Genomic DNA, 23772 nt, shown 5'->3' with positions numbered 1-23772 from the left:
CATGCCAGAGGCCGTCATCGTTTCCGTAGCTCGCTCCCCCATCGGCCGGGCCAACAAGGGGTCGCTGGTGAGCATGCGGCCCGACGACCTGGCCGCACAGATGGTGCGTGCCGCACTGGACAAGGTCCCCGCCCTGTCACCCGCCGATATCGACGACCTGATGCTCGGCTGCGGCCAGCCCGCCGGTGAATCCGGTTTCAATATGGCCAAGGTCGTCGCCACCCAGCTGGGTTACGACTACATGCCCGGTACCACCGTGAACCGCTACTGTTCCTCCTCCCTGCAGACCACCCGGATGGCGTTCCACGCCATCAAGGCCGGCGAGGGCCACGCGTTCATCTCCGCGGGCGTGGAAACCGTCTCCCGCTTCCCGAAGGGCACCGCCGACGGCTGGCCCGACACCCACAACCCGCAGTTCGCCACCGCCGAGGAACGCACCGCCACCACCGCCCAGGGCGGGGTGAGCTGGCGTGACCCGCGCGAGGACGACAACATCCCCGATATCTACATCGCCATGGGCCAGACCGCGGAGAACGTCGCCTCGTTCACCGGGATCTCCCGGGAAGACCAGGACCACTGGGGCGTGCGGTCGCAGAACCGCGCCGAAGAGGCCATCAAGGCGGGTTTCTTCGAACGCGAGATCACCCCGGTGACCCTGCCCGACGGCACCGTCGTCTCCGCCGACGACGGCCCCCGCGCCGGCACCACCTACGAGAAGATCTCCCAGCTCAAGCCGGTCTTCCGCCCGGACGGCACGGTCACCGCCGGTAACGCCTGCCCGCTCAACGACGGCGCCGCCGCCCTGGTCGTCATGAGCGACACCAAGGCCAAGGAACTGGGCCTGACCCCGCTGGCCCGGATCGTGTCCACCGGGGTCTCCGGCCTCTCCCCCGAGATCATGGGCCTGGGTCCGATCGAGGCGGTGCGCAAGGCGCTGAAGCTGGCCGGCAAGACCATCGGCGATATCGACCTCTACGAGATCAACGAGGCCTTCGCGGTGCAGGTCCTCGGTTCGGCTCGGGAACTGGGCATGGACCTGGACAAACTGAACGTCTCCGGCGGCGCCATCGCGCTGGGCCACCCGTTCGGTATGACCGGCGCCCGCATCACCGCCACCCTCATCAACAACCTCCAGACCCACGACAAGCAGTTCGGCCTGGAGACCATGTGCGTCGGCGGCGGCCAGGGCATGGCGATGATCATCGAACGCCTGAGCTGATTCGTCTCCAGTGCGGCCCCTCTACGGATTCAACCCGTGGAGGGGCCGTTTCTGTGCGCTGTCACAGACCACGAAGCCGCATCCGGCACAACGGAAGCCGGGTCGGATGGTCTCGACCGAGACTTGCTCAGCCCGCAGTCCCTCGAGACACAATCCACTCCATCGGCTGGCCGGTAACATCGCCGATCAGGTCGAAGTCACGGTCGTAGTGCAACACTGTGAGCTCAGCGAGCTCCGCGGTGGCAGCGATTATGAGATCCGGCAGCGGTCGGCGGTGTTGCCCGCGCTGAGCGAGTCGCCGTTGCACATCGAGAGCTCGTTTCATGGCGGCACCATCGGTTGCAGCCCATGGCAGTGCCTGTAGTGCTGCATTCAGGCGTAGATAGTCGCTGCTGTTACGCGCCGAGTAGAGCAGCTCGAGAGCAACCATCTCACAGATCGCGAGGCGTCCTGCGGCCATCTCACGGTCCAACCGCTGAGCCGCCTCTTCGGAGTTGTATCGCTGGGCATGGGCAGATTTATCGGCCAGATAGACCGGAGTGCTCACTCCCACGCTCCGCGCATAGTCTCCGGATCGAGATCGAGTTGCAGGCTTCGGAACGTTTCAACGGCCTGACTGCGCCGCCGCTCATCGAGCACATGCGCCAAGGCACGGTTTACCGTCTCCGTCTTGCCGTGTGTGCCCAGCACTCGCGCAGCCTCTTCCCAATTGTCATCTAAGTCAATGGTGGTACGCATCTTCCCACCTCCAATCTGATGCAAAATAGACTTTCCCATGATAGCAATCATGGCTGTAATGAAGCATCAGCGCAGGTAGAATGGATTACTTCCGACCAGTCCTACCAGCTACTTCTCCTGTTGGCGACGAACCATCTCGGTGATCCAGACGGGTGCGAACGGGGAGGTACAGCCCGGAGAGGTCGGGTAGTCCTCGAGCACCTTCAGCCGCTCACCGATATCAACCGCCCGGGCGCGGTACTCGGGATGCTCTATCCCGATCCGGGCCAGGCAGGTGTTCATCGCCCATTGCAGGCGCTCCGGGGCATCTTTCATCCGCGCTTCGATGATGTCGAGCAGGCCGGGGAGGTCGAGACCGCCGGGCTTCTTGCCCACCCTGTCGGCGGTCAACGCCCACCCGGCGCTCGCCACCCCGGGGTCCGGATCGTCGAACCAGGTCACCCGGAGTTCTTCGACGTGCGGATTCTTCTTCACCACATAGTTCACGAGCCAGTCGTGCACCTTGGGGGTCCGCGCGTCCCGCAGCATGGCATCCAGCTCGTCGCGTGCGAAGTCTTTCGGGCGGCAGATCAGCAGCGCCAGCAGGCGCGCCGAGGTGTCCCCGGACTCCCACAGTCCGCGCGCGAGGTCCTGCTGGGTTTTCAGCCGTTTCGCGACCGCACGCAGCCGGGTGAGGTTCACGCCGTGATCGTCACCTTGCTTCTCGTTCACCGCGCGGATCTTCGGGTCCGCGAGGCCGGCCAGCTCGGCCAGCACCTCGGCCACGGTCGTCTCGGTAGGCGTCGTCGGGGCCACCTCGGTCTCCTGCCTGTCGGGTGCGGGATACAAGAAGACTAGGGCCGGACGGGCCCGTTTCCTCGCCCTGCGGCTCAGGCCCGGCCGTACCGGGTTCCACATGTGGTGGCCGGGCCGAGGCGACGACACCGAACTCACGCGTTCGGGCACTCCGGAGCCCGGCGATCTCCACGTCGAGGTTGTTCGGAGAACCCCTCTTCGACTACTCCGGTCGCTGTCACCAGATCCGCGAACCACACGAGCGGCCGCCACGCCGGCAGTTCCCTGGCCTCCCGTGCGGTCAGGTACGGGATCACGACCACCTCGGCGGCGTAGTCGAGGGTGTACTGGACGGCGATCCGCGCCGCGAGCTCCGGCCCGGTATCGGTGTACACCGTGTACATCACCCGGAGGTCGTGTGCCCGGGACAACCGCTCGATCTCCGCGCTGTCGCAGCCCGGTCGGCAGAGCACGACCGCGCGTCTGCCGAGGCTCACCGGCGCGCCGCGGCCGCATAGTCCGCCGCAGCCACGTAGCGCGGACAGCGATGTGCCGCGTGGACGTCCATCACCTGGTGTGCGTGCGCGTAACCGCGAATCGGTTCCTGCGAGCGGCAATGCGCGGTGGGGTGGTCGGCGGGTAGCGCTCGGAGCCCGTCCACGACCCGGCGCAGAATCGCCGGGTCGTCGGTGACCCAATGACGGCCCGCCTGCCAGAGCCGTAGCGTGGCGGCCATGGCGAGATTGTGCGGAGCCCGGGTGGGCAGGGACGGTGACTCCTGACGCATGGGCACCTCTTCGGTGTTGTTGTCAGCGGGCTTGATTTCGCCATAAGGCTCGTAGCGCCCGACCTCCCGAAGGGACAAAACCTTTGGCACCATGAGAACGAGGGCCGATGCAGGATGTGATAGCTATGAGCACCGAGCAGAAAAACGACGGCGTGGGGGCTCGCGTTGCCGAGGAACGCAAACTCGTCGGCTGGACCCAGGCCCGTCTGGCTTCCGAGGCGAATGTCTCGACATCTCTGGTCAAAGCTGTGGAGCAGGGACGGGCGCCCGCCTCGCCCGCTTTCATCTCCGCCTGTGGGCGCGCGTTGAAGGTCGGCGTCACCGCACTTCTCGAACAACCGTATCCGCGCACTACTCGTGACGAGCAACTCGTGCACGCCGGCATACCGGACATCCGGCGGGAGCTGGCGGTGTACCGGATTCCGCCCGACGATATTCCGGCTCGCGCTCTGAGCGATCTGGCCGCGGACGTGGCCCGGGCATCCGAGATGCGGCATATGGTCAGGCTGGGCGAACTGGGCACGCTCCTCCCGTCGCTGCTGCACGATCTGCGGGTTGCTCGGCACTCTGCCGATACCTCGCACCAGGAACGGATATTCGGTCTGCTGGCCGAGACCTACGCCGCGACCTCGCAGGTGGTCTACAAACTCGGCTACATCGATCTCGCTTCACTCGCCGTGGACCGATACGAGTGGGCGGCGGCCCGGTCGGGTGACGAACTGGCGGTGCTCGCGGGGGATTACCAGCGCGCCGGTGAAATGATCGGCGTGGCCGACTGGGCGGGGGCCGAGCGCTTCCTGGAGGGCAGCCGCAAGGCGATCGAGCCGAATATCGGTAAGGGTGACCCGGCGACTCTGGCGATGTGGGGCAACCTGCATCTCAAATCAGCTCTCGCCGCCGCACGCGCCGGGCGAAGGGATACCGCGGACGCCCACCTCGCCGAGGCAACGGAGGCCGCCGCGCGAATCGGTGTGGATCGTGACGATTACCGGCTGTGTTTCGGCCCCACGAACGTCCGGATCTGGTCGGTCGGCCTGGCGGTCGAGATGCTGGATGGCACCGAGGCGGTGAAACGGTCCGCGAAGGTGGTACTGCCCGCGAGCACTCCGCGGGAGCGAGCCGGTCACCACTACATCGACCTGGCCCGGGGATACCTCCTACACGGCGATAGGGAAAAGGCATTCTCGGCGTTGCAGTCGGCGCGGCGTGTCGCACCGACACAGACGCGGTACCACCCGATGGTGCACGAGACAGTGCGTGCCCTGGCACGGCAGGATGCGCGTTCCACGGAAACGTTGCGCGGGTTCGCCGCTTGGTGCGGGATCGGAAACAGATAGCCCGATAGGACTACTCGGATCACGACTGCCATCCGTCTGCCTGCAATTCACCGAAGCCCGGTACGTAAGTCCGCCAATGGAATAGGTAGAGGTCGATCCGACAGCGTGCGGGATAGCTCTGGAGACTATCGCCGAACCGCCGGTTGACCGTCGGTGAATTCGGTATACCGGTGGCGTTGAACACCCAGGTCATCTCGGATTCGAAAACATATACCACTCGCGCGATCCGGGCCGATCGACGACCATTGGAGAGGTGATCTGCCCGCACTGCGCCAAGAGTCTGCTGCGCCGCGAGCGCACCGGACGGCGATGTCCGGCGTGCCGGCGGGAGTTCGCGCTGGAGCCCAAAGAAAGCCCGGCGCGGATGCACGACCTGCGGATGCGGCGCCTGGCCGAAAAGCTGAGCGACGAGCGCGGTCTGCGCTACACCCCCACCCAACTGTGGTACGCGGCCACGCGCCGGGATGTGCCGAGTGTGGACCGCGATTACCACGCGACGCTGGGTTGGGCGTGCGGGATCATCGTGGTGGGCGGGTTCATCTGTGTGGTAGCCGGGTTCGTCCCGGCATTACCGGGGATCGGCACCGGGGTGCTTCTCCTGGTCGTGATTCCGCTGCTGCTGACCTTTACGAAACCGTGGTTCCGGCAGCGTACGACGGTCCGGATACCGGTGACACCGCGGGAATTTCGCACCGGGGTGTACGACCGCTGGGCACAAATCTACGGCGGGCCGCCGCCCGGAATGGTGACCGAGGACATCGCGCTGCCCGCCGTGCGGCAACCGCGACTGGCCCTGTTGTGCGCAAATCGTTCGGTACTCGCCTGTCTCGCCGCGAACAACGCCGCCGAGGTATGGGAGATGACGCTGGCCGACCGGCTGGACCGGTTGCCGCCGGAGGTACCGGTCCTCGTCCTGCACGACGCCGGCCTGCCCGGCGTCCTGTTCGGTTCGCGCGCCCGGGACGCGTTGGGCGCCCGGGCGATCCTGATCGGGCTGTCCGCGAAAGCGGCGCTCGCGGCCCGCTCGGCGGTGCGGTTACGGGAGCTGCCGGACCCGGCGGCGCCACCCGTGCCGGAGTGGGCGGCCGGATCCGCGGCCGAGCGCGACTGGCTGGCCGACGGCTGGTGGTCACCGGTCGCGGCGCTGCCGCCCGCGACGCTGCTGGGCGTGGTGGAGCGCGGGGTCGAACGAGTCCGGGAAGCCGCCGACCCGGACCGGCAGCGTGCCCGGGAGATAGGCTTCCTGACGTGGCCGAGCAGTTGACACCGGCCCGGTGGACACAGCGGATAGTCGATCGGTTGCTACCGGTCGCGGTGTCCCGGGCCGCCGCGCCGAACGGCATCCGGTTCACCGAACGCCAGCTCTATTACGAACTCTGCCGGCTGCTCGCCCCGGTGCCCCGGCTCCCACGCCGGATCGCGTTCACCGTCCCGGCACCGCTGTCCCTCGCCACCTTTCACGCCGCCCTCGCCCGGCACCGCGAGATCCCCGGCCTGCTCACGCCGGCACCGCCCCGGACCGCACCCCCTGGAGCGCACACTCCCGAACCCGACCTGTTCGACTACGGCCTGCCGCGTCTGCTGATCTGCGAATCGCACACCGTCGCGCATATGCTGCGCGCCAACGGTCTACCGATGGAATCGGCGACACCGGTGCTCAGCGCGGCCGAACTGCCGCTACACCCCGGTGTGACGGCGATGCTCGCGCGCGGCGCGGGTGAGGTCTACGTATTGCACGAAGCGAGCGCGGCGGGCCTCGCGTTTCCCGCCCGGCCGAGCGAACTCACCGGGATTCCCGCGGGGCTGCGCGTGGTGCCGCTGGGGCTGCGGCCCCGGCAGGTGTTGGGACTGCACCTCTTTCACATCGACGGCCCCGCCGTCGATTCGGGGCAACTACCCGACGGTCCCTCGGCGCCGGATGCGCCGGGCCCGGCATTCGGCGGCCGAGGATCGCGGCGGCGGGGTCCGGGGGTGATCGCACCGCCGGAAGTGACCGGCGGAGAACCGCCGGCGCGGCTGCTCGCCGACTATCACCAGGGCGACGGGCCGGGCCCCGGCTTCCTGGACGAGCGGGAACAGGCCTGGCTGCGTCGCGGCCGGATCGTCGAGCTCGAGGCGGTCCACCCCGCTGTCCTGCTGCGCTCGGTGCATCGCCTGGTCCGCGGAGTACGCACCCCGCCCCCGCCACTTGCGGAACTGCGGCGCGCCCGCCGCAGCGGCTTCCTGACCTGGCCCGCCGCCTGAGCATTCGTCGCACGAGAGGAGGCCACTGTGTCCCGATACCAGCACCTCGCCTATACCGATGAGCTGCTCGCCGACCACACCGTGCACCGGCGCTACGCCGACGGGAGGCAGGAGTGGCGGCGCCGCGGTCCGGGCGCCACGGTCACCTGGCAGGACGACCGGGGTGGCTCCGGGGTCGACGAGCCGCTGGGCCGACGGATCGTCAAACGGACCCTGCACGACGGCTCGGTCCGTTACGGACGCGAATCCGGATACGGCCGCACCCTGTGGAGCGACAGCGTGCTGACGGTCAACCGCTCGTCCTTCGGCGGCCGGCTCGGCACGATCCTCGCCGGCGTCGCCGGTGGCGCCCTGCTCGGCGCGCTGGTGCTGCCGCCGATGTCGTTGAGCCCGGAGGAGGAAGAGGAACTGCGCAACCAGGCGACGCAAACCGGCAGCGGGGGCGGCGAAAGCGACGGCGACTACGGCGACTGGAACGACGGATACGGTGACGACGACGATTTCGGGTGAGTACTGAATGTCTCGATGGTGTGCGTTCCTGAGCGGCGACGATCCGTCCGCCCACCTGCGGGCCGTCGGTGGTGAGCCGGTCACGGTCCGCGGTGGCCACGCCCTGGGCCTGCTCGACGGGCCGGGTACCGCGCACGGGCCCTTCGTCGCCGGGGAGCTGAGGGCGGTCGGCGAGGTCACGCTGTTCAACGCCGACCGGCTACGCGCGCGCCTCGGCACCGAAGCTCCACCGCCCGGCGGGCCCGACGGTGAACTGCTCCTGCGCTGCTACGCCCGTTTCGGCACCGCGGGCCTCGCCGCCGCCGAGGGGATGTTCGCCCTCGCCATCGCCGACGGACCCGATCTGGTGCTCGCGCGCGATCATCTGGGCACCCGAACCCTCTTCCACGCCCGTTCGGCGGCGGGCTGGGCCGCTTCGACCTCCTTACGTGCGCTGCACCGCTGGCCCGCGCTACGCACAGGTCTGCACCTCCCCGCGGTGCGGTCCTTCCTGACCTTCGCCTACCTGCCCGGACGCGAAACCCTGCTACGCGATATCCACGAGGTGCTCCCCGGCCGCTGTGTGCGGCTGCGCCCGGACGGCACCTCCGACGAGCACACGTTCTGGGAACCGCGCGAGACCGCGGACGAGCGGTCTGTCGACGAACACATTTCGGCGCTCCGTGCCCTGCTCGAAGACGCCGTCGCCCGGCGGCTTCCGTCCGGTGAACCCGTAGGCGTGCTGCTGTCCGGCGGGATCGACAGCAGTCTGGTCACCGCGCTCGCCGCGAAAGCGCACGACCGGGCGGTCCATACCTATTCGATCAGCTTCGGCGCCACCGCCCCGGACGAACTCGGCTACTCCGGGCTCGTCGCGGCGCACTGCGGTACCGAGCACCGGGTGCTCACGGTGCCCGGCGAGACGATCGCGGCCCGGCTGGCGGATACGGTGGGCCTGCTCGACTGCCCGGTCGGTGATCCGCTCACCGTGCCGAACCTGATGCTCGCCGAAGCCGTCGCCGCCGACGGAATCCGCGTCGCGCTCAACGGAGAGGGCGGCGACCCGGTGTTCGGCGGCCCCAAGAACCTGGCGATGCTGATCTTCGAACTCTCCCGTGAGGACCCTGATCCCGATGCCCGCGCCCACGCGTATCTGGACAGCTACCGCAAATGCTATGGCGATCTACCGACCCTGCTGACCCCGGAGACACTCGCCGAACTGGCCGGAGCGCCGTCTCCGGCCGAACACGTCGCTCCCTACCTGCGCGGGGGCCGGATGAGCAGCCTGCTCAACCAGCTACTCCACACCAACCTGCGAACCAAGGGCGCCCACCACATCCTGACCAAGGTGGAGCGCCTGACCGCCGCCAGCGGCATCGAGGGCCGCGCACCACTGTTCGACCGCGCCGTCGTCGACCACTCCTTCGCCGTACCGCCCACCGCGAAACTGGCGGGCACCAGCGAGAAATGGATTCTCAAGGAGGCTGTACGGGATCTGCTGCCGCCCACCATCGTCGACCGCCCCAAAAGCGGTATGCGGGTACCGGTGCAGCAGTGGCTGGACGGCCCGCTTCGCGATCCGGTCCACGATCTGCTGCTCGGCCGCGCCGCGCGCGACCGCGGACTCTTCCGGCAGGACGCCGTGCGCGCCTGGTTGCGCGGCGAGGGGGCGCTGCTTCCCCGGCAGGGCGGCAAACTGTGGCTGGTGCTGTCGCTGGAATTATGGCTTCGTTCGTTCGAGGTGGGGCCGTGACCGCCGGCCGCACGTCCAGTACCGAGGAGTCGGCCCGATGACCGAGCCACGCATCAAGAACCATGCCGACGACGAGAACGAGATCCACGACCTCGCCGAATTCCAGGACGCGGGCCGTAATGTCGTGACACCGGTGGCGCGGTTCGCGCCCGAGGTGGCCGAGGTCGTGGTGGACGCGTTCGCGCAGATCGTCCGGACCGCCAAAGCCACCCACGCGGCGAGCACACCCGACGCCCAGGGCGTCGTGCGCGCGCAGACCTTCGAAGAAGGCGATGTCTACCTGCTGGAAACCCCTTTCGAAGGTTTCTTCGCCGACCGCTACCTCATGGATTTCTACGACGCCGGCGAACGCGGTATCTGCTCGCGGATGCACCTGCACACCGGGCTGCGTTTCGTCCGCATGATGACCGGTCCCGGCACTCATATCCGGGTCGGCGCGCTGTCCCCCTTCGTTGTCACCGATATTCCCGGAGTGACGCCCTTCCGGCCGGAGTGTTTCACCGACAACCTGCCCGACACCCCGCCCGGCGTGCACCGCACCCGCTACAACCTGATCGTGCCGCCGTGCTCGTTCGTGGATATGCAGATCCCCCGCGGCGTCAGTCATCAGTTCAACGCCGTGGGCCCGAACGCGGTGATCGATTCGGTGCACCCGGAGGAGTCGATCGAGATCCTGCGCGAAGGAATGGCGGGCTACAGGATGATGGCCCAGACCGTCTTCCTCGCGCGGGCACTACCGGACGCCGCCACCTGCACCGATCTCACTCCCCGCGGGTCCTGAGCGGTTTCCGCGAACTGTGCCGTACCGGGTCGGCTCCCGGTCCGACCGGCACCGGCGCTGCGCTGTGCCCGCCCGCCGGGCCGGCGCGGGCGGTCGGCCCCGCGTATCACCTGATCACGATGAACAATCGCGCGATACTCGGTCCTGATCGCCGTACGCGCCCCACCCGAGGACGCTGGGCCCGCGATGGGGTGCCGTATGTTCGGTCGGAAATGATGACTCTTCTGCTGGCCATGGCGGGGCTGGCGTTCCTCGACTCCCTCGACGTGCTACTCATCGGAGTCACCACCGCCGTCATCGTCGACAGCCGGCTCGCCCGGCGCTCGCCGCTACCGGGCGGATTGGCCTTCCTCGGCGGTGTCTTCGTCCTCACCACCACCTTCGGCCTGGCCACGGTCCTGGGACTGAACTGGCTCACCGAACTCCTCGACTTCCAGCTCACTGCCACCCTCCGCTTCTGGGGCGAACTCGTCGCCGGCGCCGTGCTGATCGCCCTGGCCTGTGTGCGCACCACCGGCACGGCCGACCCACCGGAGTGGACCATCACCCTGCGCCGGCGTCCCGCGATGCTCGCAGTGGCCGGAATGGCGATCGGCTTCGCTCAGGCCCCGACCGCCATCCCCTATCTGACCGCGCTGGCGATGCTGTCCTCCCACCGGCCGCCGCCGGCGGGCTGGCCGATGATCGTACTGGTCTACTGCGCCCTGGCGCTGCTTCCACCACTGCTGGTGCTGGCACTGGCATTGCGGCGCACGCCGCGGGCCCAACGGATCTACCGGCGGGTGGTACGGGCCCTGGCCCGCTTCGGGCCCGTCACCGTACGGGTGCTGTTCGCCGCGCTCGGCACCGCACTGATCGTCTACGCGCTGGTCTACGCCAGAGCGGAACTACCCCGCTGAGCTCCGCCCTCAGCTCACCGGCCGGGCTGCGCCGCCGTGTTCTGCCGGCCGGGCACCGGAAGGGCGTTGCGCCGACTCGGCTGCGGTCCGCGCGTATCGGGGCGCACGCTGATCACCGCACCCCGGGATCGGCGGAACCTGCCGACTCGGAGCCGGGCCGGGCAGGCTCGGCGACCGGAAAAGATGTACGGGTCGACTTCTCGGAGATCTCCCAAATGCGTTTCGCGTGGTCCTCGTTGCGCAACCGGGAGTAGAGGGCCTGTTCGGCGGGCGGGCCGGACAGTTGCCGGAAACCGCTGGGACCGTACAGGCAGGCGCCACGCGCGTCCGGTGCGGTGGCTGCCAGCAGGGCCGGAAGCAGTGCGGTCTCCACCGTCCCGAAAAGGATGCCGCGGCGGGACAACGCACGGATGGCACGCACCGCGACGGTGTCGCGTGCCCGGCCGACCTCGGGGCGGGCGGCCAGCAGGCTGGTGGGGACGACACCGGGATGGGAGAGGTTGCTGGTGATCCCCCAGCCCGCGGCCCGGCTCCGCCGATCCAGTTCGAGCCCGAACAGACCGAAAGCGATCTTGGACTGACTGTACGCGCGCCGGCCGTGGTAGGACCGCTCCCAGTTCAGGTCCTCCCAGTTGATGGCGTTCTCGTTCGCGGCGACACTGATCTGGGAGGTCACGCGCGCACGTCCCGCGCGCAGCAGGGGCAGCAGATGGGCGATGAGAGCGAAATGTCCCAGGTGGTTGCTGCCGAACTGTAGCTCGAATCCGTCGGCGGTGGTCTGCCGGTCCGGCGGGGTCATCACGCCGGCGTTGGCGACCAGGATGTGGATCGGCCGGTTCTCGCCGCGCAGAGTATCCCCGAGCGCGGCCACCGAGTCCAACGACGACAGGTCGAGGTCGCGCAGGGACACGACCGCTTCCGGATGCCGCTGCTCGATCTTCGCGACCGCCGCTTCGCCCTTGCGCGGGTTACGGACGGGCATGAGAACCTCGGCGCCGGCGCCGGCCAAGCGGGTCGCCAGCGCCAGCCCGACGCCGTCGCTGGCGCCGGTGACGACGGCCAGCTTTCCGGAGAGATCGGCAACGGTGAGGTCCGGTCGGGTGCGTGCCATGCGCTGCTCCTGGTTTCGTGGACAGTGGGTATGAACTCAGAGTGCGGGCGGGCCACGGTGATATCCACGGCCTCTCGATCCCAGGCAGGCGAGACCGGGGCGCCGTCACTCGAAAGGGGGATCGACGAGCCCAGGTAGCGATCCGTCGCCGACGGCAGACTGAACATCACCGGACCGGAGGAGGAGCAGCTGTGATCGATCGAGCGGGGCTCGCCGAGTTCCTCCGCCGCCGTCGAGAGTCACTTCAACCCGAAGACGTCGGTCTCCCACGCGGGCAACGGCGTAGAACCGCCGGTCTGCGCCGCGAGGAAGTCGCCACGCTCTGTCACATCTCCGCCGACTACTACAGCCGGCTCGAGCGGGCCCGCGGACCACACCCGTCCGAGCAGATGATCGCCTCGATAGCGCAGGGCCTGCATCTGTCCCTCGACGAACGCGACCACCTGTTCCGCCTCGCCGGGCACAACTCACCCGCGCGCGGCGCAACCAGCGAGCACATCGGTCCCGGCCTGCTCCGTATCTTCGACCGGCTCACCGATACGCCCGCCGAGATCGTCACCGAACTGGGCGAGACCCTGCGGCAGACCCCGCTCGGCGTCGCGCTCACCGGCGACACCACCCGATACACCGGTCCGGCCCGCAGCATCGGCTACCGGTGGTTCACCGACCCCGCGACCCGGGCCCTGTACCACCCGGACGACCACACGCTGCACTCCCGCGTCTTCGCGGCCGGACTGCGCAAGATGGTCACCCTGCGCGGACCCGGATCACGGGCCGCCCAGCTCCTGGACCTCCTGCTCGACCGCAGCGAAGAATTCCGCGCCGTCTGGGACCGGCACGAAATCGGCATCCACTACAACGGCGTCAAACGCTACGCACACCCCGAGGTCGGCGCCCTGGAACTGACCTGCCAGACACTCCTGGACCCCGAACAGTCCCACCTGCTCCTCGTCTACACCGCCGTCCCCGGTAGCGAAAGCTACGACAAACTCCGGCTTCTCTCCGTAATCGGTCCCCCAGCGGATCGTCCCGGGACCGCCGCCGGGTATGTGACCGAGTAGAACAGCGGAATCCGCGCGGTTATCCACCGGTTGCCCGTTCGCCTTCGTCGAGGATTTGTGGAAGATGGGCGTTGTCGACGGGCAACTGGTAGATCATGTTCTCACGCGATGGAGGCATGCAGGAGAATGAGCGGGTGAGGAAGGAAAGCGTTTCACAGGGTCCGGGGCCGATGGTGCCGGTGCCGCAGCGCACGGGCATTTTCCGGTTCTGGCTGGCCGAACAGCGCTGGGAGTGGTCCGACGAGGTCGCGGCCCTGCACGGCTACGCCCCCGGCGAGGTGGAACCGACCACCGAGTTGCTGCTGGCGCACAAGCATCCCGAGGACCGCGGCGGGGTCGCCGACACGTTGGCGCTGGTGGTGAGCGCCGGTGCGCCGTTCAGCAGCCGCCACCGCGTCATCGATACCGCCGGCCGGATACACCATGTACTGGTTGTCGGGGATCAGATGTTCGACGACACCGGCGCGGTGACCGGCACCACCGGCTACTACATCGATATCACCGACACCCTCGGCGAAGAGCGCCAGGAAGCCCTCGACGCCGCGATACCCGGGATGGTCGCGGCACGGGAACTGATCGAGCAGGCCAAGGGCGCGGTGATGATGATCTACGGGATCTCCGCCGAGCAGGCCTTCCGGGTACTGATCTGGCGGTCGCAGGAGACCAACACCAAACTCCGCGATCTGGCCGCCAAACTGGTCGCCGCGGTAGGCGAGTTCGGCGGCGCCGAAACACCCACCCGTACCCGCTTCGATCACCTCCTGCTCACCGTCCACGAACGGCCCGAGCCCTGACCGCAGCCGGTTCGCGCCGGTATCCGGCCGATCGGTGTCCGGACGTGGATGCGGCCCCGACCGGAGCCGACTGCCGGGATGCGGCCTCGGCAGCAGCCCGGTTCCCGCGCCTGCACCGGTCGCCGGTCTCTCGGCTCGTCTCGTCCGAGTCAGCGGCCGACCCCTCTCGGTGATGCCGAAAGCGAAGGCACACAACATTATCGGCGTTTCGGCCGTACTCGCGAGTTGCGTCGGAAGCCTGCGAGGATATCCGGCATGTCCGCGTCAGGAACAGTTCCGCCCGCAACCCCGCAGCGGCGCCGGAAGAAAAAGCACTACTGGATGCCCGCCACGGTGATCACGCTGCTGGCAGGGTTTCTGTTCACCGGCAACACAACTCTGCCCGCCGGCGCCGAGCCCGGTGGCCGGCCGCTGGTGCTCGCGCATCGTGGCATGGCACAGACCTACCCGATGGACGGCGTCGATGCCGATACCTGCACCGCCTCACGGATCAACCCACCGGTGCACGACTATCTGGAGAACACCGTCGCCGGGATCCGAGCCGCGTTCGACGCGGGCGCCGATCAGGTCGAGTTCGACGTCCAGTGGACCGCCGACGGCCAGTTCGCGGTCTTCCACGACTGGACTGTCGACTGCCGCACCGACGGCACCGGCACCACCCGTGATCACACCATGGACGAGCTGCGCGCACTCGATATCGGGTACGGCTACACCGCCGACGGCGGCAAAACCTACCCCTTCCGCGGCAAGGGCGTCGGCCTCATGCCCACGCTCGACGAGGTGCTCGCCGCCTTCCCCACCCAGTCGCTGCTGATCCACATCAAGAGCAACGATCCCGCCGAGGGCGCGGCCCTGGCCGACCGGCTGGCCGTCGAGAAATCGGACCGGCTCACCGTTTACGGCGGCGACAAGCCGATCGCCGCGCTCCACGCGCGTCTGCCGGACGTGCGCGTCATGTCCAAGCAGATCATGATCGACTGCCTGGGACGGTACGAGGCAGTGGGTTGGACGGGCGCGGCACCCGATGCCTGTCACCACACCCAACTGCACATTCCCGAAGGCTACGCGCTCTGGCTGTGGGGATGGCCCGAGCAGTTCGCCGAGCGCATGGCCGACGCGGACGCCCGGATCGTACTGGTGGCCGGTTCCGGCGATTTCTCCGAGGGCTTCGATACCCTCGAATCCCTCGAACGGATTCCCGCCGGATTCACCGGTCTCGTCTGGACCAACCGAGTCGACACCATCGCGGATGCCCTTCGGTGAGTAACCGGATCTTCCGTGAGCACAGGTGGGACGGCGTTCCCATAGACACCGCCCAGGGACGCCACCGAGCTCGTAGAGGTGTTCGCCCACCTCGGTCGGCCCTTCACCCCCGTCGTGAGCGACGAACACATCGCTCATGACTCCACGACCGCCCACGCAAAACGCTCGGCCGGGCTTATCCCGGCCGAGCGTTTTCATGATCTACCCACCACCTGAACACTTCGGGCAGTGTTCCGACGACCCCTCGCCTGGCGAGAAGTGCCGGTGCCACGCAGTGGCGGTCGCTACTAGTCGCTCTGGAAGTAGCTCAGCAGTCGCAGGATCTCCACGTAGAGCCAGACCAGGGTGACGGTGAGACCCAGGGCCACACCCCAGGCGGCCTTCGGCGGCGCCTGGGCGCGGATGAGCTGGTCGGCGGCGTCGAAGTCCAGCAGGAAGCTGAACGCCGCGATGGCGATGACGACCAGGCTGAAGATGATGGCGATGGGGCCGCCGTCACGCAGGCCGAAGCCGCCGTCGGTGAAGAAGCTCGCGATCAGGTTGCCGACCACCAGGACCAAGATGCCGATCATGGCGCCGATCAGCATGCGGGTGAACCGCGGGGTGACCCGGATGGCGCCGGTCTTGTAGACGACGAGCATGCCGGCGAACACACCGAAGGTGCCCAGGATGGCCTGGCCGATCATGCCCGCGCCGCCCGCGCCACCGAAGCTGATATCGGTGAACATGAACGACAGGGCGCCGACGAAGACGCCTTCGGCGACCGCGTAGGAGAGCACCAGCGCCGGGTTGTCGGCCTTGTTGCCGAAGGTGGCGACCAGTACCAGGACCAGGCCGATCAGACCACCGCCGATGACGAACAGCGGCGCGAGGCCGGTGTTGGCGCTGGTCAGCAGATAGGTGACCAGCGCGGACAGCGCGAGGACACCCAGCGTGATACCGGTCTTGGTGACCACGTCGTCGATGGTCAGCGACCGGGTCGGCGCCTGCGGATAGGGCTGCTGATACTGCTGCGGGTACTGCTGCTGGTTGCCGTACTGGTAACCCAGCTGCCCCGCGCCGGCGGCCGCCGAGCCGAAGCTCGCGTAGCCGGTTTCCTGCCGCGGCAGATTCTTGAATACCGGATTGCTTGTGGCGCGCACCGCAAATCCCTTTCTCGGAGTTCGTTGGCCATACCGGAGCACGACCGTCGGCTCGAGCTGTTACTCGATATCCAACTGTCCGTCCAACGATCACGACCCCCGGTGGAGTTCCCGGGCGAGACGACAAGACAGACAAACCGGACCTTACCGCCGGTCGGGCCCGGATGGACCACGGACCGTAATACCGGTCGGTGGCCCGACGGCGCGCACGACCTCGCCGGATACCGATACCGGCTGATCACAGGGTGTCGAACCCCATTACGCGGGGGCCTCACCTATCACCGGAACGCCATATCGGTGGCGTACATCTCCCCCGCGGCGGCGCGCTACATCACCACCACAAGGATCACGATGAGGATGAGCAGCCCGATCAACAGTCCGATGGTGACGGCCACGGTCGGACTGAGCTGCCGCGAAGCGGGCCGCGGAGCCGGCGCCGCGACCGCGGCGGGGCGGGGTGGTTGCGGCTGCGCGCGCCGGGGCAACGGGCCGGAGCGAGGGCTGCGCAGGCCGGCGGCGGAGTTGCGGGCCGCCCAGGCGGGGATGGTTCCGTCCTCGGTCCGCACCGGGGCGCCGAGGATATTGCTCGCGGCGCCGGGACCGAAAGCGGCGGCGAGGATCTCGTCCCGCGCCTCGGCCATCGTGGGCCGGCGCTGCGGGGCCGGTTCCATCATGTGCAACAGTGCCCGGGTGAGCACACCGCTGCGACTCGGCGGAATGATCTGCGCCATGGCGGCGCGCTCCACGATGGCGCCGGTGTCGTCGTCCATCCCGAACGGCGGCTGCCCCTCGATGGCGGTGTAGAGGGTGGCGCCGAGGGAGAACACATCGCTGGCCGCGGTGGGCCGGGCGCCGCGCGCGACCTCCGGCGGCAGATAGGCGGGGGTACCGGTGATCATCCCGTCCGGTTCGTCGGCGGCCTCGGTGATATTGCGAGAGATGCCGAAATCGCTCAGCTTCGCCATCCCGACCCCGGGGCCACGATCGGCGACGAGGATATTGCCCGGTTTGATATCGCGGTGCACGATCCCGACATGGTGCGCGGCGGCCAGCGCGTCGGCGACCTGGGCGCCGATCTGGGCCACCTCGATGACCGGGAGGGCGTTGACCAGGGCGAGCGCGCGGGCCACACTGCGCGAGGGCAGATGCTCCATCACCAGCCAGGGTTCACCGGCCTCGATCACCACGTCGTATACGGCGATGGCGTGCTCATGGGACAGCTTCGCCGCGACCCGGCCCTCATGCACGATCTGATCGCGGACCCGCCGGGCCTGGGCCTCGTCCATACCGGCGGTGGACAGCACCTGCTTGATGGCGACGTCGCGGTCCAGCAGCCGGTCACGGGCCTCCCAGACGGCTCCCATACCGCCACCGCCCAGCTTGGACTGCAGGCGGTATCGGCCGGCCACCAGATAGTCGGGGCCGACGATGGGACGGGCGCGATCGATCATGGGTGTGAGACTAGCCGAATTCGGTGGTAGCTGGCCGGATTCGGAGCCGGACCGCGCCATACGCGACTCCGTTCACCACAGCGGGCCGCCGCGGCGCCGGCGGTACTTCCGGGGGCGGGTTTCAGCCGATAGTCTGTCGAATGTATGTTCGAACCAGGAGTTAGCTGGATCGGTGCCGGCCACTTCGGTGCGACCGGCCCGTCCGTCCGGCGTCCGTCGCGGAAGTGGGTGGAAGTATGACGGCACGGCCCCCGAAGGCGAGCGGCGCCCAACTGCGGCAACTGGCCCAGTTGCGGCGCGCCCGGGCGGCGAGCGGCGGCTGCGTACCCGGCCCCCCGGCCGGGCCACGCGGCGAACACGGCCTGTCCGCACCGGTGACGCCGGCGACGGGCCTGCGGCCGGAGATCCTGCCCGTACCTCCGGCCCTGGCACCCCTGCTGCCCGAAGGCGGCCTGGTCAAGGGCAGTGTGGTGGCCTACACCGGCGCGGGATCGTTGCTGGCCGGATTGCTCGCCGCCGTCACCGGACCGGGCGGGCACGCGGCCACCGTCGGGCTGCCCGGACTCGGTCTGCTCGCCGCCGCGGAGATGGGCGCCCGGCTGGATCGGATCGCGGTGGTCGCCGACGCCGGCCGGGACCCGGCAGAGGTGGCGGCGGTGTTGCTCGACGGTATGGATCTGGTGGTGCTCGGCCTCGGCGGCGCCGCGGTTCCACCGGCCCGCGCCCGGGTACTCACCGCGAAAGCACGCGGAAAGAACGCCACCCTGATCGTCACCGGCGGCTCCTGGCCGGCTCCGGACCTGAACCTGGAAGCGAAGGTTTCCGGCTACACCGGGCTCGGGACGGGCAGCGGGCGTATCCGTTCCATCAGCCTCGATGTCGAGGTCCGCGCCAAAGGTGGGGTACCGCACCGGGGCCGGTTGGCCGCTCGCCCGCTCGCCGGCCGGGTGGAGTGGATCGCGCCGGCCGGCCCGGAAGCCGGCGAGAGCCGCGCAACCGAACGGCAGGAGCGGTCGGTTGCCTCCTGACCGGCCCACACCGGGCGCCGCCCGCGGCGGCCCCCGGGTCCTGGCGGTGTGGTGCCCGGACTGGCCGGCGGTCGCGGCGGCGGCGAGCGCGGGATTGCCGCCGGAACAACCGGTGGCGGTACTCCACGCGAACCGGGTGGTCACCTGCTCGGCCGCCGCCCGCGAGGCGGGGGTGCGACGCGGTATGCGCAAACGCGAAGCCCAGGGTCGCTGCCCGGAACTCGTGGTGGCGCAACAGGACCCCGACCGCGATGCCCGGCTGTTCGAACCGGTCGCCGCGACCGTGGACACCCTCGCCTCCGGCGTGGAAGTGCTGCGCCCCGGCCTGCTGGCCCTGTCCGCCCGCGGTGTCATCCGCTACTTCGGTTCCGCCGAGGCCGCGACCCGCCGGGTGCTCACCGCACTGGCCACCGCCGGGGTGGAGGCGCGGGTGGGTATCGCCGACGAACTACCCACCGCGATCATCGCCGCCCGGCACGGGGCGATCGTGGCTCCCGGAGGCGACGCCCGGTTCCTGGCCCCGCTACCGATCGCGGAGCTGGCGGCCGAACCGGGCCCGGCGGCCGCGGAACGGGCCGCGCTCATAGATCTGCTGCACCGGCTGGGCCTGCGCCGGATCGGGGATTTCGCCGAGCTGACGCCGACCCAGGTGACCTCCCGGTTCGGCACAGACGCGATCCTCGCGCACCGCGCCGCCCGCGCCCTACCCGAACGGCCACCCGCGCCGCGCCGGCCCGCACCGGATCTGGAGGTCCGGCTCCCCTGCGATCCGCCCATCGACCGGGTCGACCGGGCCGCGTTCGCCGGCCGGCTACTGGCCACCCGCCTCACCGCGGCGCTGTCGGCCGCCGCGCTGGCCTGCACCCGGCTCGAGATCCGCGCCGAAACCGAAACCGGCGAAAACCTGTCCCGGGTCTGGCGCTGCGCCGAACCGCTGACCGCCGACGGGGTCGCCGACCGGGTGCGCTGGCAGCTGGACGGCTGGCTGACCCGTCCCCCGGACGGCCGCGCAGGCGGCCCGATCATCCTGCTGCACCTGGTGCCGGTGGAGGTGGTGCCGGCCGGTGCCCTGCAACTGGGTCTATGGGGCGATACCGGATCGGGCGACGAACGCGCGCTACGCGCACTGGTCCGCGTCCAGGGCCTGCTCGGTGGAGACGCGGTGCAGGTGGGAGTGCTCAGCGGCGGACGCGGGCCGGCCGAACGGGTCACCATGGTCGCATTCGGCGACGAACGCGCCCCGCACACCGATCCGGCACCCCCCTGGCCGGGCCGGATCCCCGAACCCGCCCCCGCCGTGATCATGCTCGACCGTCCACCGGTCACTCTGGAATCCGCCGACGGCGCTCCGGTGCGGATCACCGAGCGCGGCGGGTTCAGCGGGCCCCCGGCGCGACTGCGCTGGGGACGATCGAGCTGGCGGCTCACCGCCTGGACCGGCCCCTGGCTCCTCGACGAACTGTGGTGGTCGCCCGGTGCGGCGCCCAGTGCCCGCGCGCAGGTGGAACTACCCGGCCCGCACAGTCTGCTGCTGTTCGCCGAGAACGACCGGTGGTATGTGGAAGGGCTCTACGAATGAACGGCGCGCTCAGTACCCGTCGCAGGCGTCGAACGCCGCGTCCTTGTCCGCGTTGAATGTATCGATCTGCCCGTTCACCTCTTCGACCGAGGCATTGCGTTCCAGCAGGTCGGCCAGCGACTTCAGATTGTCGCGGTAGGTGCGCATCGGAATGGAGACATCGCCCGGCACATCGGGGTTCAGGTTCTGATCGATCTTGTTGGCGGTATCGCGCAACGCGGTGATCGCGGCCTGCTTCTTGGGCTCGAGATCGGGCGCCTTCGCGTCACTGGCGTCGATATAGGCGTTGAACGCGTCGACCGCGGGATTGTTGTTGTCGCGCAGCGCCTCGCACACATCGGTGGCGGCGGCCGCCGCGGCGGCGGCGCGCGAGGAGGAGGCCGCGGCCGATGACGATCGGACCTCGGAGGTGTACAGCTGCAACTCGGACTGGTTCACCTGGGCGGTACCGGTCACGGTATTCGAGCAGGCAGCGATGAAACCACCCGCGATGAGCACGGTCACAGCGGTGGCGAGACCGGCTCGTTCGAGTCGTCGCATAGGTGTTGAACTCCCCTCGGATGCCCACGACCCCGTATTCTCGCCCCGGCGCGCCGGACATCTGAGCCGCCGGTGCTGTCAACCGTACTGCGTCGGGTCGTATTTCGACCGACCAGCCTCGTCATTGATCATCAACCGATACCGGGCGCACCGTACGCTACCCGGTGGCGATATCGATGACCAGGCGATTCGGCATGGTAGCGGTGGATACCGTGAAGCCCGGCCGGTCGCCGGCAACCCCGATGAACGATTGCGTGACCCCCTCGAAAACCGTGGTCCGATACACCCCGGCGATCCCGGGAACCGCCGGATCGGTGGCCGGGTCGGGGCCGGAGTAGGGCGCCACCCGGCTGTCGAAGGGATAGGCCGACCCGGTGATCCGCACCTCGAGCACCGACTCGCCGGCCACCTCCAGTTCCCGGCCGCTGCCGTCCTGGACCGCCCGGCCGGTGTACCACACACTCCAGCCCGGGCTGCCCTCCCCGCCGAGGTCGTATTCCACGCGATCGAACCCCGGATGCCTGCTCAGCCGGATATCGGTCACGGTCAGCGCGGCCCCCGGCGAGGCCTCGGCCTGTTTGGGGACCGTATCGTCGGGCGCGGGCACCGCCTCGCCCGGCAACGGCACAGGTGGCGCCGGTAGGCCCGGGGTGTCCACCGCCGAACTCGGCACCGCCGGTACCAGCTCCGGAGAGCTAACCGGTGGTGTGGACCCGGAGTCGGCACATCCCGCGAGAAAACCCAGCATTGCCACCACTACCAGAACCCGCCCGGTACGCATGCGGCCGATGCTAACCGGCGTAGCCGCTGTCCTGCGGGAACATGCTCACTCCCGGTGCGCCGTGAATCCCCGGCTTCCCGGCCGGGCCACCCGGGCGCACGCAGCGAGCCCACCGGCCGTCCGCCGGGGCGGCCGGCGGGCCGCGGCAACGATCTAGCACACTTGACCTGTGCGAGATGTGGAGGACCTACTGGAACGGTTGCGCCGCCATCCGGATGTGGAGGCCGCCAACCTGTACGCCGTCGATGCCGCCGACCGCCTGATTCTCGACGTGGCAGCGGAAGCGCTCACCGAAGCCGCCGCCGCCCGGGAAACGGTCGCGGTGATCGGTGACGGTTACGGCGCCCTCACCCTCGGCGCCGCCGCCGCCCACGACCTGCACGGAATACGCGTCCATCAGGATCTGCTCACCGGCGAACTCGCCCTGGCCGCCAACGCCCGGACACTCGGTCTCGCCGACCGCTACACCTCCCACCCGCTGGACGAGACACTGCTGCGCGGTGCGACCGTCGTACTGCTGCGGCTACCGCGCGTCCTGGCCGGCCTGGCCGAAATCGCCGAGGTCATCGCCCGCTACGCCCATCCGGCGGTCCGCGTCTTCGCCGGCGGTCGCGACAAATATCTGACCAAGGCCATGAACGAGGTACTGGCCGAATCGTTTTCCGAGGTGCGCGCCAGCCGCGGCAGGCAGAAATCGCGCACCCTGCTGGCCCGCGGCCCGAAACCGATGGGCGCGCCCCGGTTCCCGGTGCACGAGCACATCGGCGAGATCGGTATCGAAGTGGTCGCGCACGGTGCCGCGTTCTCCGGCGCCCGCCTCGATATCGGCACCCGGTTCCTGCTCGAACATCTGCGCGCGATGAAACCCGATGCCCGCGACGCCGTCGACCTCGGCTGCGGTACCGGGATACTGGCGGTGGCACTGGCCAGATCGCGGCCCGGACTCGCGGTGATCGGCACCGACCAGTCCGCCGCCGCGGTGGCCTCCGCCGCCGCCACCGCCGCCGCCAACCAGGTCACCGACCGGGTCCGGGTGGTCCGCGACGACGCCATGTGCGGCGCCCCCGACAACAGCGCCGACCTTGTCGTATGCAATCCGCCGTTCCATGTCGGCGCCGCCGTGCACACCGGATCGGCCATCAAGATGTTCACCCAGACCGGCCGGGTACTGCGCCCCGGCGGCGAGCTGTGGACGGTCTACAACAACCATCTCAACCATCGCACCGTGGTCGAACGCATGGTGGGACGCACCGAAGTCATGGGCCGCAACCGGAAATTCACCGTCACCCGCTCGGTACGCGGTCTGCACGACCCCACCCGCCCCTGACGCCGCCGCTCAGTCGATACGTCGCCGATGCGCCCAGCGAGTGAGCGCGTTCCGGTTGGACTGCTGCGTTTTACGCAGCACATTCGACGCGTGGGTCTCCACCGTCTTCACCGAGATGAATAACTTCTCGGCGATCTCCCGGTAGGTGTAACCGCGCGCCAGCAGACGCAACACCTCCAGCTCACGCGGGGTCAGCGAATCCAGCTCCGGATCCAGCGGCGGCTCGGGCACCGGAGATCTCCCCGTGAACGAATCCAGGACGAAACCGGCCAGCCGCGGACTGAACACCGCGTCGCCGCCGGCCACCCGGCGGATCCCGTCGGCCAGTTCGGCACCGGAAATCGTCTTGGTCACATAACCCCGGGCACCGGCACGGATCACCGCGATCACATCCTCGGCGGCATCGGACACACTCAACGCCAGACATACCGGACCGCTGTCGATACCGTGCAACACCGCCACTCCGCCGCCGTCGGGCATATGCACATCCAGCAACACCACATCGGGTTTCGCGCTGTTGATACCCGCCACGGCCTCGGCCACCCCACCGGCCTCGCCGACCACCTCCATATCCGTCTCCCGGCTCAGCTCGGCCCGCACTCCGGAACGGAAAACGGCGTGGTCATCGACCAGAAAAACCCGCACGCCCACCCTCTCTGTGTTTATTTGCGGCG

General features: G+C 69.0%; 25 protein-coding genes. 14 read left to right on the top strand and 11 right to left on the bottom strand.

Annotated features, from left to right (window positions below; genetic code table 11):
• Nucleotide 1: 1 nt before the first annotated feature.
• Nucleotides 2–1219 carry an acetyl-CoA C-acetyltransferase gene (locus tag NS4_RS17445; RefSeq protein WP_063060592.1) on the top strand — a complete coding sequence of 406 codons (1218 nt, stop codon included), beginning with the start codon at nt 2–4 and terminating at the stop codon, nt 1217–1219.
• Between the two features lie 127 nt (nt 1220–1346).
• Here NS4_RS17445 and NS4_RS17440 read toward each other — a convergent pair whose 3' ends face one another.
• The 5 genes from NS4_RS17440 to NS4_RS17420 all read right to left on the bottom strand — a co-directional run bounded on the left by NS4_RS17440 (nt 1347) and on the right by NS4_RS17420 (nt 3518).
• A complete protein-coding gene (locus NS4_RS17440; protein ID WP_063060591.1) occupies nt 1347–1766 on the bottom strand; it encodes a PIN domain nuclease in 420 nt (139 codons plus the stop codon).
• On the bottom strand, nt 1763–1957 hold the full coding sequence (locus tag NS4_RS17435) for a type II toxin-antitoxin system VapB family antitoxin (RefSeq protein WP_157106099.1): 195 nt from the start codon (nt 1955–1957) through the stop codon (nt 1763–1765). Before NS4_RS17435 ends, NS4_RS17440 begins: the two co-directional genes overlap by 4 nt.
• A 108-nt stretch (nt 1958–2065) precedes the next feature.
• The gene (locus NS4_RS17430) at nt 2066–2752 is read right to left on the bottom strand and encodes a DNA alkylation repair protein (protein ID WP_063060656.1); all 687 of its coding nucleotides are present in this window, start codon (nt 2750–2752) and stop codon (nt 2066–2068) included.
• 134 nt (nt 2753–2886) lie between these two features.
• Entirely contained in the window at nt 2887–3228 is a 342-nt protein-coding gene (locus NS4_RS17425; RefSeq protein WP_157106098.1) for a hypothetical protein, read from the bottom strand.
• Entirely contained in the window at nt 3225–3518 is a 294-nt protein-coding gene (locus tag NS4_RS17420) for a hypothetical protein (RefSeq protein ID WP_063060588.1), read from the bottom strand. Before NS4_RS17420 ends, NS4_RS17425 begins: the two co-directional genes overlap by 4 nt.
• 125 nt (nt 3519–3643) lie before the next feature.
• Between NS4_RS17420 and NS4_RS17415 the strand changes: the two genes are divergently transcribed.
• The 7 genes from NS4_RS17415 (at nt 3644) to NS4_RS17380 (ending at nt 11021) form a co-directional block, all read left to right on the top strand.
• Nucleotides 3644–4855, top strand: coding sequence for a helix-turn-helix domain-containing protein (locus NS4_RS17415; RefSeq protein ID WP_063060587.1), 1212 nt, complete (start codon nt 3644–3646; stop codon nt 4853–4855).
• A 253-nt stretch (nt 4856–5108) separates the two neighbouring features.
• Entirely contained in the window at nt 5109–6119 is a 1011-nt protein-coding gene (locus NS4_RS17405) for a hypothetical protein (protein ID WP_063060585.1), read from the top strand.
• Nucleotides 6104–7099, top strand: coding sequence for a hypothetical protein (locus NS4_RS32820; RefSeq protein WP_084487433.1), 996 nt, complete (start codon nt 6104–6106; stop codon nt 7097–7099). Before NS4_RS17405 ends, NS4_RS32820 begins: the two co-directional genes overlap by 16 nt.
• Before the next feature lie 27 nt (nt 7100–7126).
• Entirely contained in the window at nt 7127–7609 is a 483-nt protein-coding gene (locus NS4_RS17395) for a hypothetical protein (RefSeq protein WP_063060584.1), read from the top strand.
• A 7-nt stretch (nt 7610–7616) separates the two neighbouring features.
• Nucleotides 7617–9341 (top strand): asparagine synthetase B family protein, encoded by a 1725-nt coding sequence (locus NS4_RS17390; protein ID WP_063060583.1) that lies wholly within the window; start codon nt 7617–7619, stop codon nt 9339–9341.
• A 37-nt stretch (nt 9342–9378) separates the two neighbouring features.
• Nucleotides 9379–10122: a hypothetical protein gene (locus NS4_RS17385; RefSeq protein WP_063060582.1), complete on the top strand. Its 744-nt coding sequence runs from the start codon at nt 9379–9381 to the stop codon at nt 10120–10122.
• Between the two features lie 212 nt (nt 10123–10334).
• Complete coding sequence (locus NS4_RS17380; RefSeq protein WP_063060581.1) at nt 10335–11021, top strand: GAP family protein; 687 nt, start codon at nt 10335–10337, stop codon at nt 11019–11021.
• 112 nt (nt 11022–11133) lie between these two features.
• Here NS4_RS17380 and NS4_RS17375 read toward each other — a convergent pair whose 3' ends face one another.
• Nucleotides 11134–12132, bottom strand: a complete 999-nt coding sequence (locus tag NS4_RS17375) for an SDR family oxidoreductase (RefSeq protein WP_063060580.1) — start codon at nt 12130–12132, stop codon at nt 11134–11136.
• A gap of 191 nt (nt 12133–12323) precedes the next feature.
• Between NS4_RS17375 and NS4_RS17370 the strand changes: the two genes are divergently transcribed.
• From NS4_RS17370 to NS4_RS17360, 3 genes are all read left to right on the top strand, one after another.
• Nucleotides 12324–13193, top strand: coding sequence for a helix-turn-helix transcriptional regulator (locus tag NS4_RS17370; protein ID WP_063060579.1), 870 nt, complete (start codon nt 12324–12326; stop codon nt 13191–13193).
• Between the two features lie 170 nt (nt 13194–13363).
• Nucleotides 13364–13987, top strand: coding sequence for a PAS and ANTAR domain-containing protein (locus NS4_RS17365; RefSeq protein WP_245665492.1), 624 nt, complete (start codon nt 13364–13366; stop codon nt 13985–13987).
• A gap of 255 nt (nt 13988–14242) precedes the next feature.
• Nucleotides 14243–15250 (top strand): glycerophosphodiester phosphodiesterase family protein, encoded by a 1008-nt coding sequence (locus NS4_RS17360; protein WP_063060578.1) that lies wholly within the window; start codon nt 14243–14245, stop codon nt 15248–15250.
• A gap of 287 nt (nt 15251–15537) precedes the next feature.
• Here the strand turns inward: NS4_RS17360 and NS4_RS17355 are convergent, their stop codons facing one another.
• Nucleotides 15538–16392, bottom strand: a complete 855-nt coding sequence (locus NS4_RS17355) for a Bax inhibitor-1/YccA family protein (protein ID WP_063060577.1) — start codon at nt 16390–16392, stop codon at nt 15538–15540.
• Between the two features lie 326 nt (nt 16393–16718).
• On the bottom strand, nt 16719–17843 hold the full coding sequence (locus NS4_RS17350; RefSeq protein WP_063060576.1) for a serine/threonine-protein kinase: 1125 nt from the start codon (nt 17841–17843) through the stop codon (nt 16719–16721).
• Between the two features lie 236 nt (nt 17844–18079).
• On the opposite strand from NS4_RS17350, the gene imuA' reads away from it, so the two are divergent.
• Together imuA' and NS4_RS17340 are read left to right on the top strand one after the other, a co-directional pair.
• Nucleotides 18080–18871 (top strand): DnaE2-dependent mutagenesis accessory factor ImuA', encoded by a 792-nt coding sequence (gene imuA', locus NS4_RS33445; protein ID WP_245665480.1) that lies wholly within the window; start codon nt 18080–18082, stop codon nt 18869–18871.
• Nucleotides 18861–20450, top strand: coding sequence for a DNA polymerase Y family protein (locus NS4_RS17340; protein WP_063060575.1), 1590 nt, complete (start codon nt 18861–18863; stop codon nt 20448–20450). Before imuA' ends, NS4_RS17340 begins: the two co-directional genes overlap by 11 nt.
• A 9-nt stretch (nt 20451–20459) precedes the next feature.
• Here NS4_RS17340 and NS4_RS17335 read toward each other — a convergent pair whose 3' ends face one another.
• On the bottom strand, nt 20460–20990 hold the full coding sequence (locus tag NS4_RS17335) for an Rv2240c family protein (protein ID WP_063060574.1): 531 nt from the start codon (nt 20988–20990) through the stop codon (nt 20460–20462).
• A 157-nt stretch (nt 20991–21147) separates the two neighbouring features.
• Nucleotides 21148–21771 carry an AMIN-like domain-containing (lipo)protein gene (locus NS4_RS17330; protein ID WP_063060573.1) on the bottom strand — a complete coding sequence of 208 codons (624 nt, stop codon included), beginning with the start codon at nt 21769–21771 and terminating at the stop codon, nt 21148–21150.
• 169 nt (nt 21772–21940) lie between these two features.
• Here NS4_RS17330 and NS4_RS17325 point away from each other — a divergent pair, with 169 nt between their 5' ends.
• Nucleotides 21941–23098, top strand: a complete 1158-nt coding sequence (locus NS4_RS17325) for a class I SAM-dependent methyltransferase (RefSeq protein WP_063060572.1) — start codon at nt 21941–21943, stop codon at nt 23096–23098.
• Nucleotides 23099–23107: 9 nt separating this feature from the next.
• On the opposite strand, the gene NS4_RS17320 is transcribed toward NS4_RS17325, so the two are convergent.
• Nucleotides 23108–23743 carry a response regulator gene (locus NS4_RS17320; protein ID WP_063060571.1) on the bottom strand — a complete coding sequence of 212 codons (636 nt, stop codon included), beginning with the start codon at nt 23741–23743 and terminating at the stop codon, nt 23108–23110.
• Nucleotides 23744–23772 lie beyond the last annotated feature (29 nt).

It is taken from the genome of Nocardia sienata NBRC 100364, from assembly GCF_001613205.1.
In the GTDB taxonomy this organism is placed as follows: Bacteria; Actinomycetota; Actinomycetes; order Mycobacteriales; family Mycobacteriaceae; genus Nocardia; species Nocardia sienata.
This window is presented reverse-complemented; position numbering and strand designations above follow the sequence as displayed.

Bases quoted from the DNA above. Each gene is read 5' to 3' on its own strand.
- NS4_RS17390 (WP_063060583.1), top strand. From the start codon at position 7,617: ATGTCTCGATGGTGTGCGTTCCTGAGCGGCGACGATCCGTCCGCCCAC.
- NS4_RS17380 (WP_063060581.1), top strand. From the start codon at position 10,335: ATGATGACTCTTCTGCTGGCCATGGCGGGGCTGGCGTTCCTCGACTCC.
- NS4_RS17435 (WP_157106099.1), bottom strand. From the start codon at position 1,957: ATGCGTACCACCATTGACTTAGATGACAATTGGGAAGAGGCTGCGCGA.
- NS4_RS17335 (WP_063060574.1), bottom strand. From the start codon at position 20,990: ATGCGACGACTCGAACGAGCCGGTCTCGCCACCGCTGTGACCGTGCTC.
- imuA' (WP_245665480.1), top strand. From the start codon at position 18,080: ATGACGGCACGGCCCCCGAAGGCGAGCGGCGCCCAACTGCGGCAACTG.
- NS4_RS17330 (WP_063060573.1), bottom strand. From the start codon at position 21,771: ATGCGTACCGGGCGGGTTCTGGTAGTGGTGGCAATGCTGGGTTTTCTC.
- NS4_RS17445 (WP_063060592.1), top strand. From the start codon at position 2: ATGCCAGAGGCCGTCATCGTTTCCGTAGCTCGCTCCCCCATCGGCCGG.
- NS4_RS17420 (WP_063060588.1), bottom strand. From the start codon at position 3,518: ATGCGTCAGGAGTCACCGTCCCTGCCCACCCGGGCTCCGCACAATCTC.
- NS4_RS17365 (WP_245665492.1), top strand. From the start codon at position 13,364: ATGGTGCCGGTGCCGCAGCGCACGGGCATTTTCCGGTTCTGGCTGGCC.
- NS4_RS17385 (WP_063060582.1), top strand. From the start codon at position 9,379: ATGACCGAGCCACGCATCAAGAACCATGCCGACGACGAGAACGAGATC.
- NS4_RS17350 (WP_063060576.1), bottom strand. From the start codon at position 17,843: ATGATCGATCGCGCCCGTCCCATCGTCGGCCCCGACTATCTGGTGGCC.
- NS4_RS17360 (WP_063060578.1), top strand. From the start codon at position 14,243: ATGTCCGCGTCAGGAACAGTTCCGCCCGCAACCCCGCAGCGGCGCCGG.
- NS4_RS17375 (WP_063060580.1), bottom strand. From the start codon at position 12,132: ATGGCACGCACCCGACCGGACCTCACCGTTGCCGATCTCTCCGGAAAG.
- NS4_RS17415 (WP_063060587.1), top strand. From the start codon at position 3,644: ATGAGCACCGAGCAGAAAAACGACGGCGTGGGGGCTCGCGTTGCCGAG.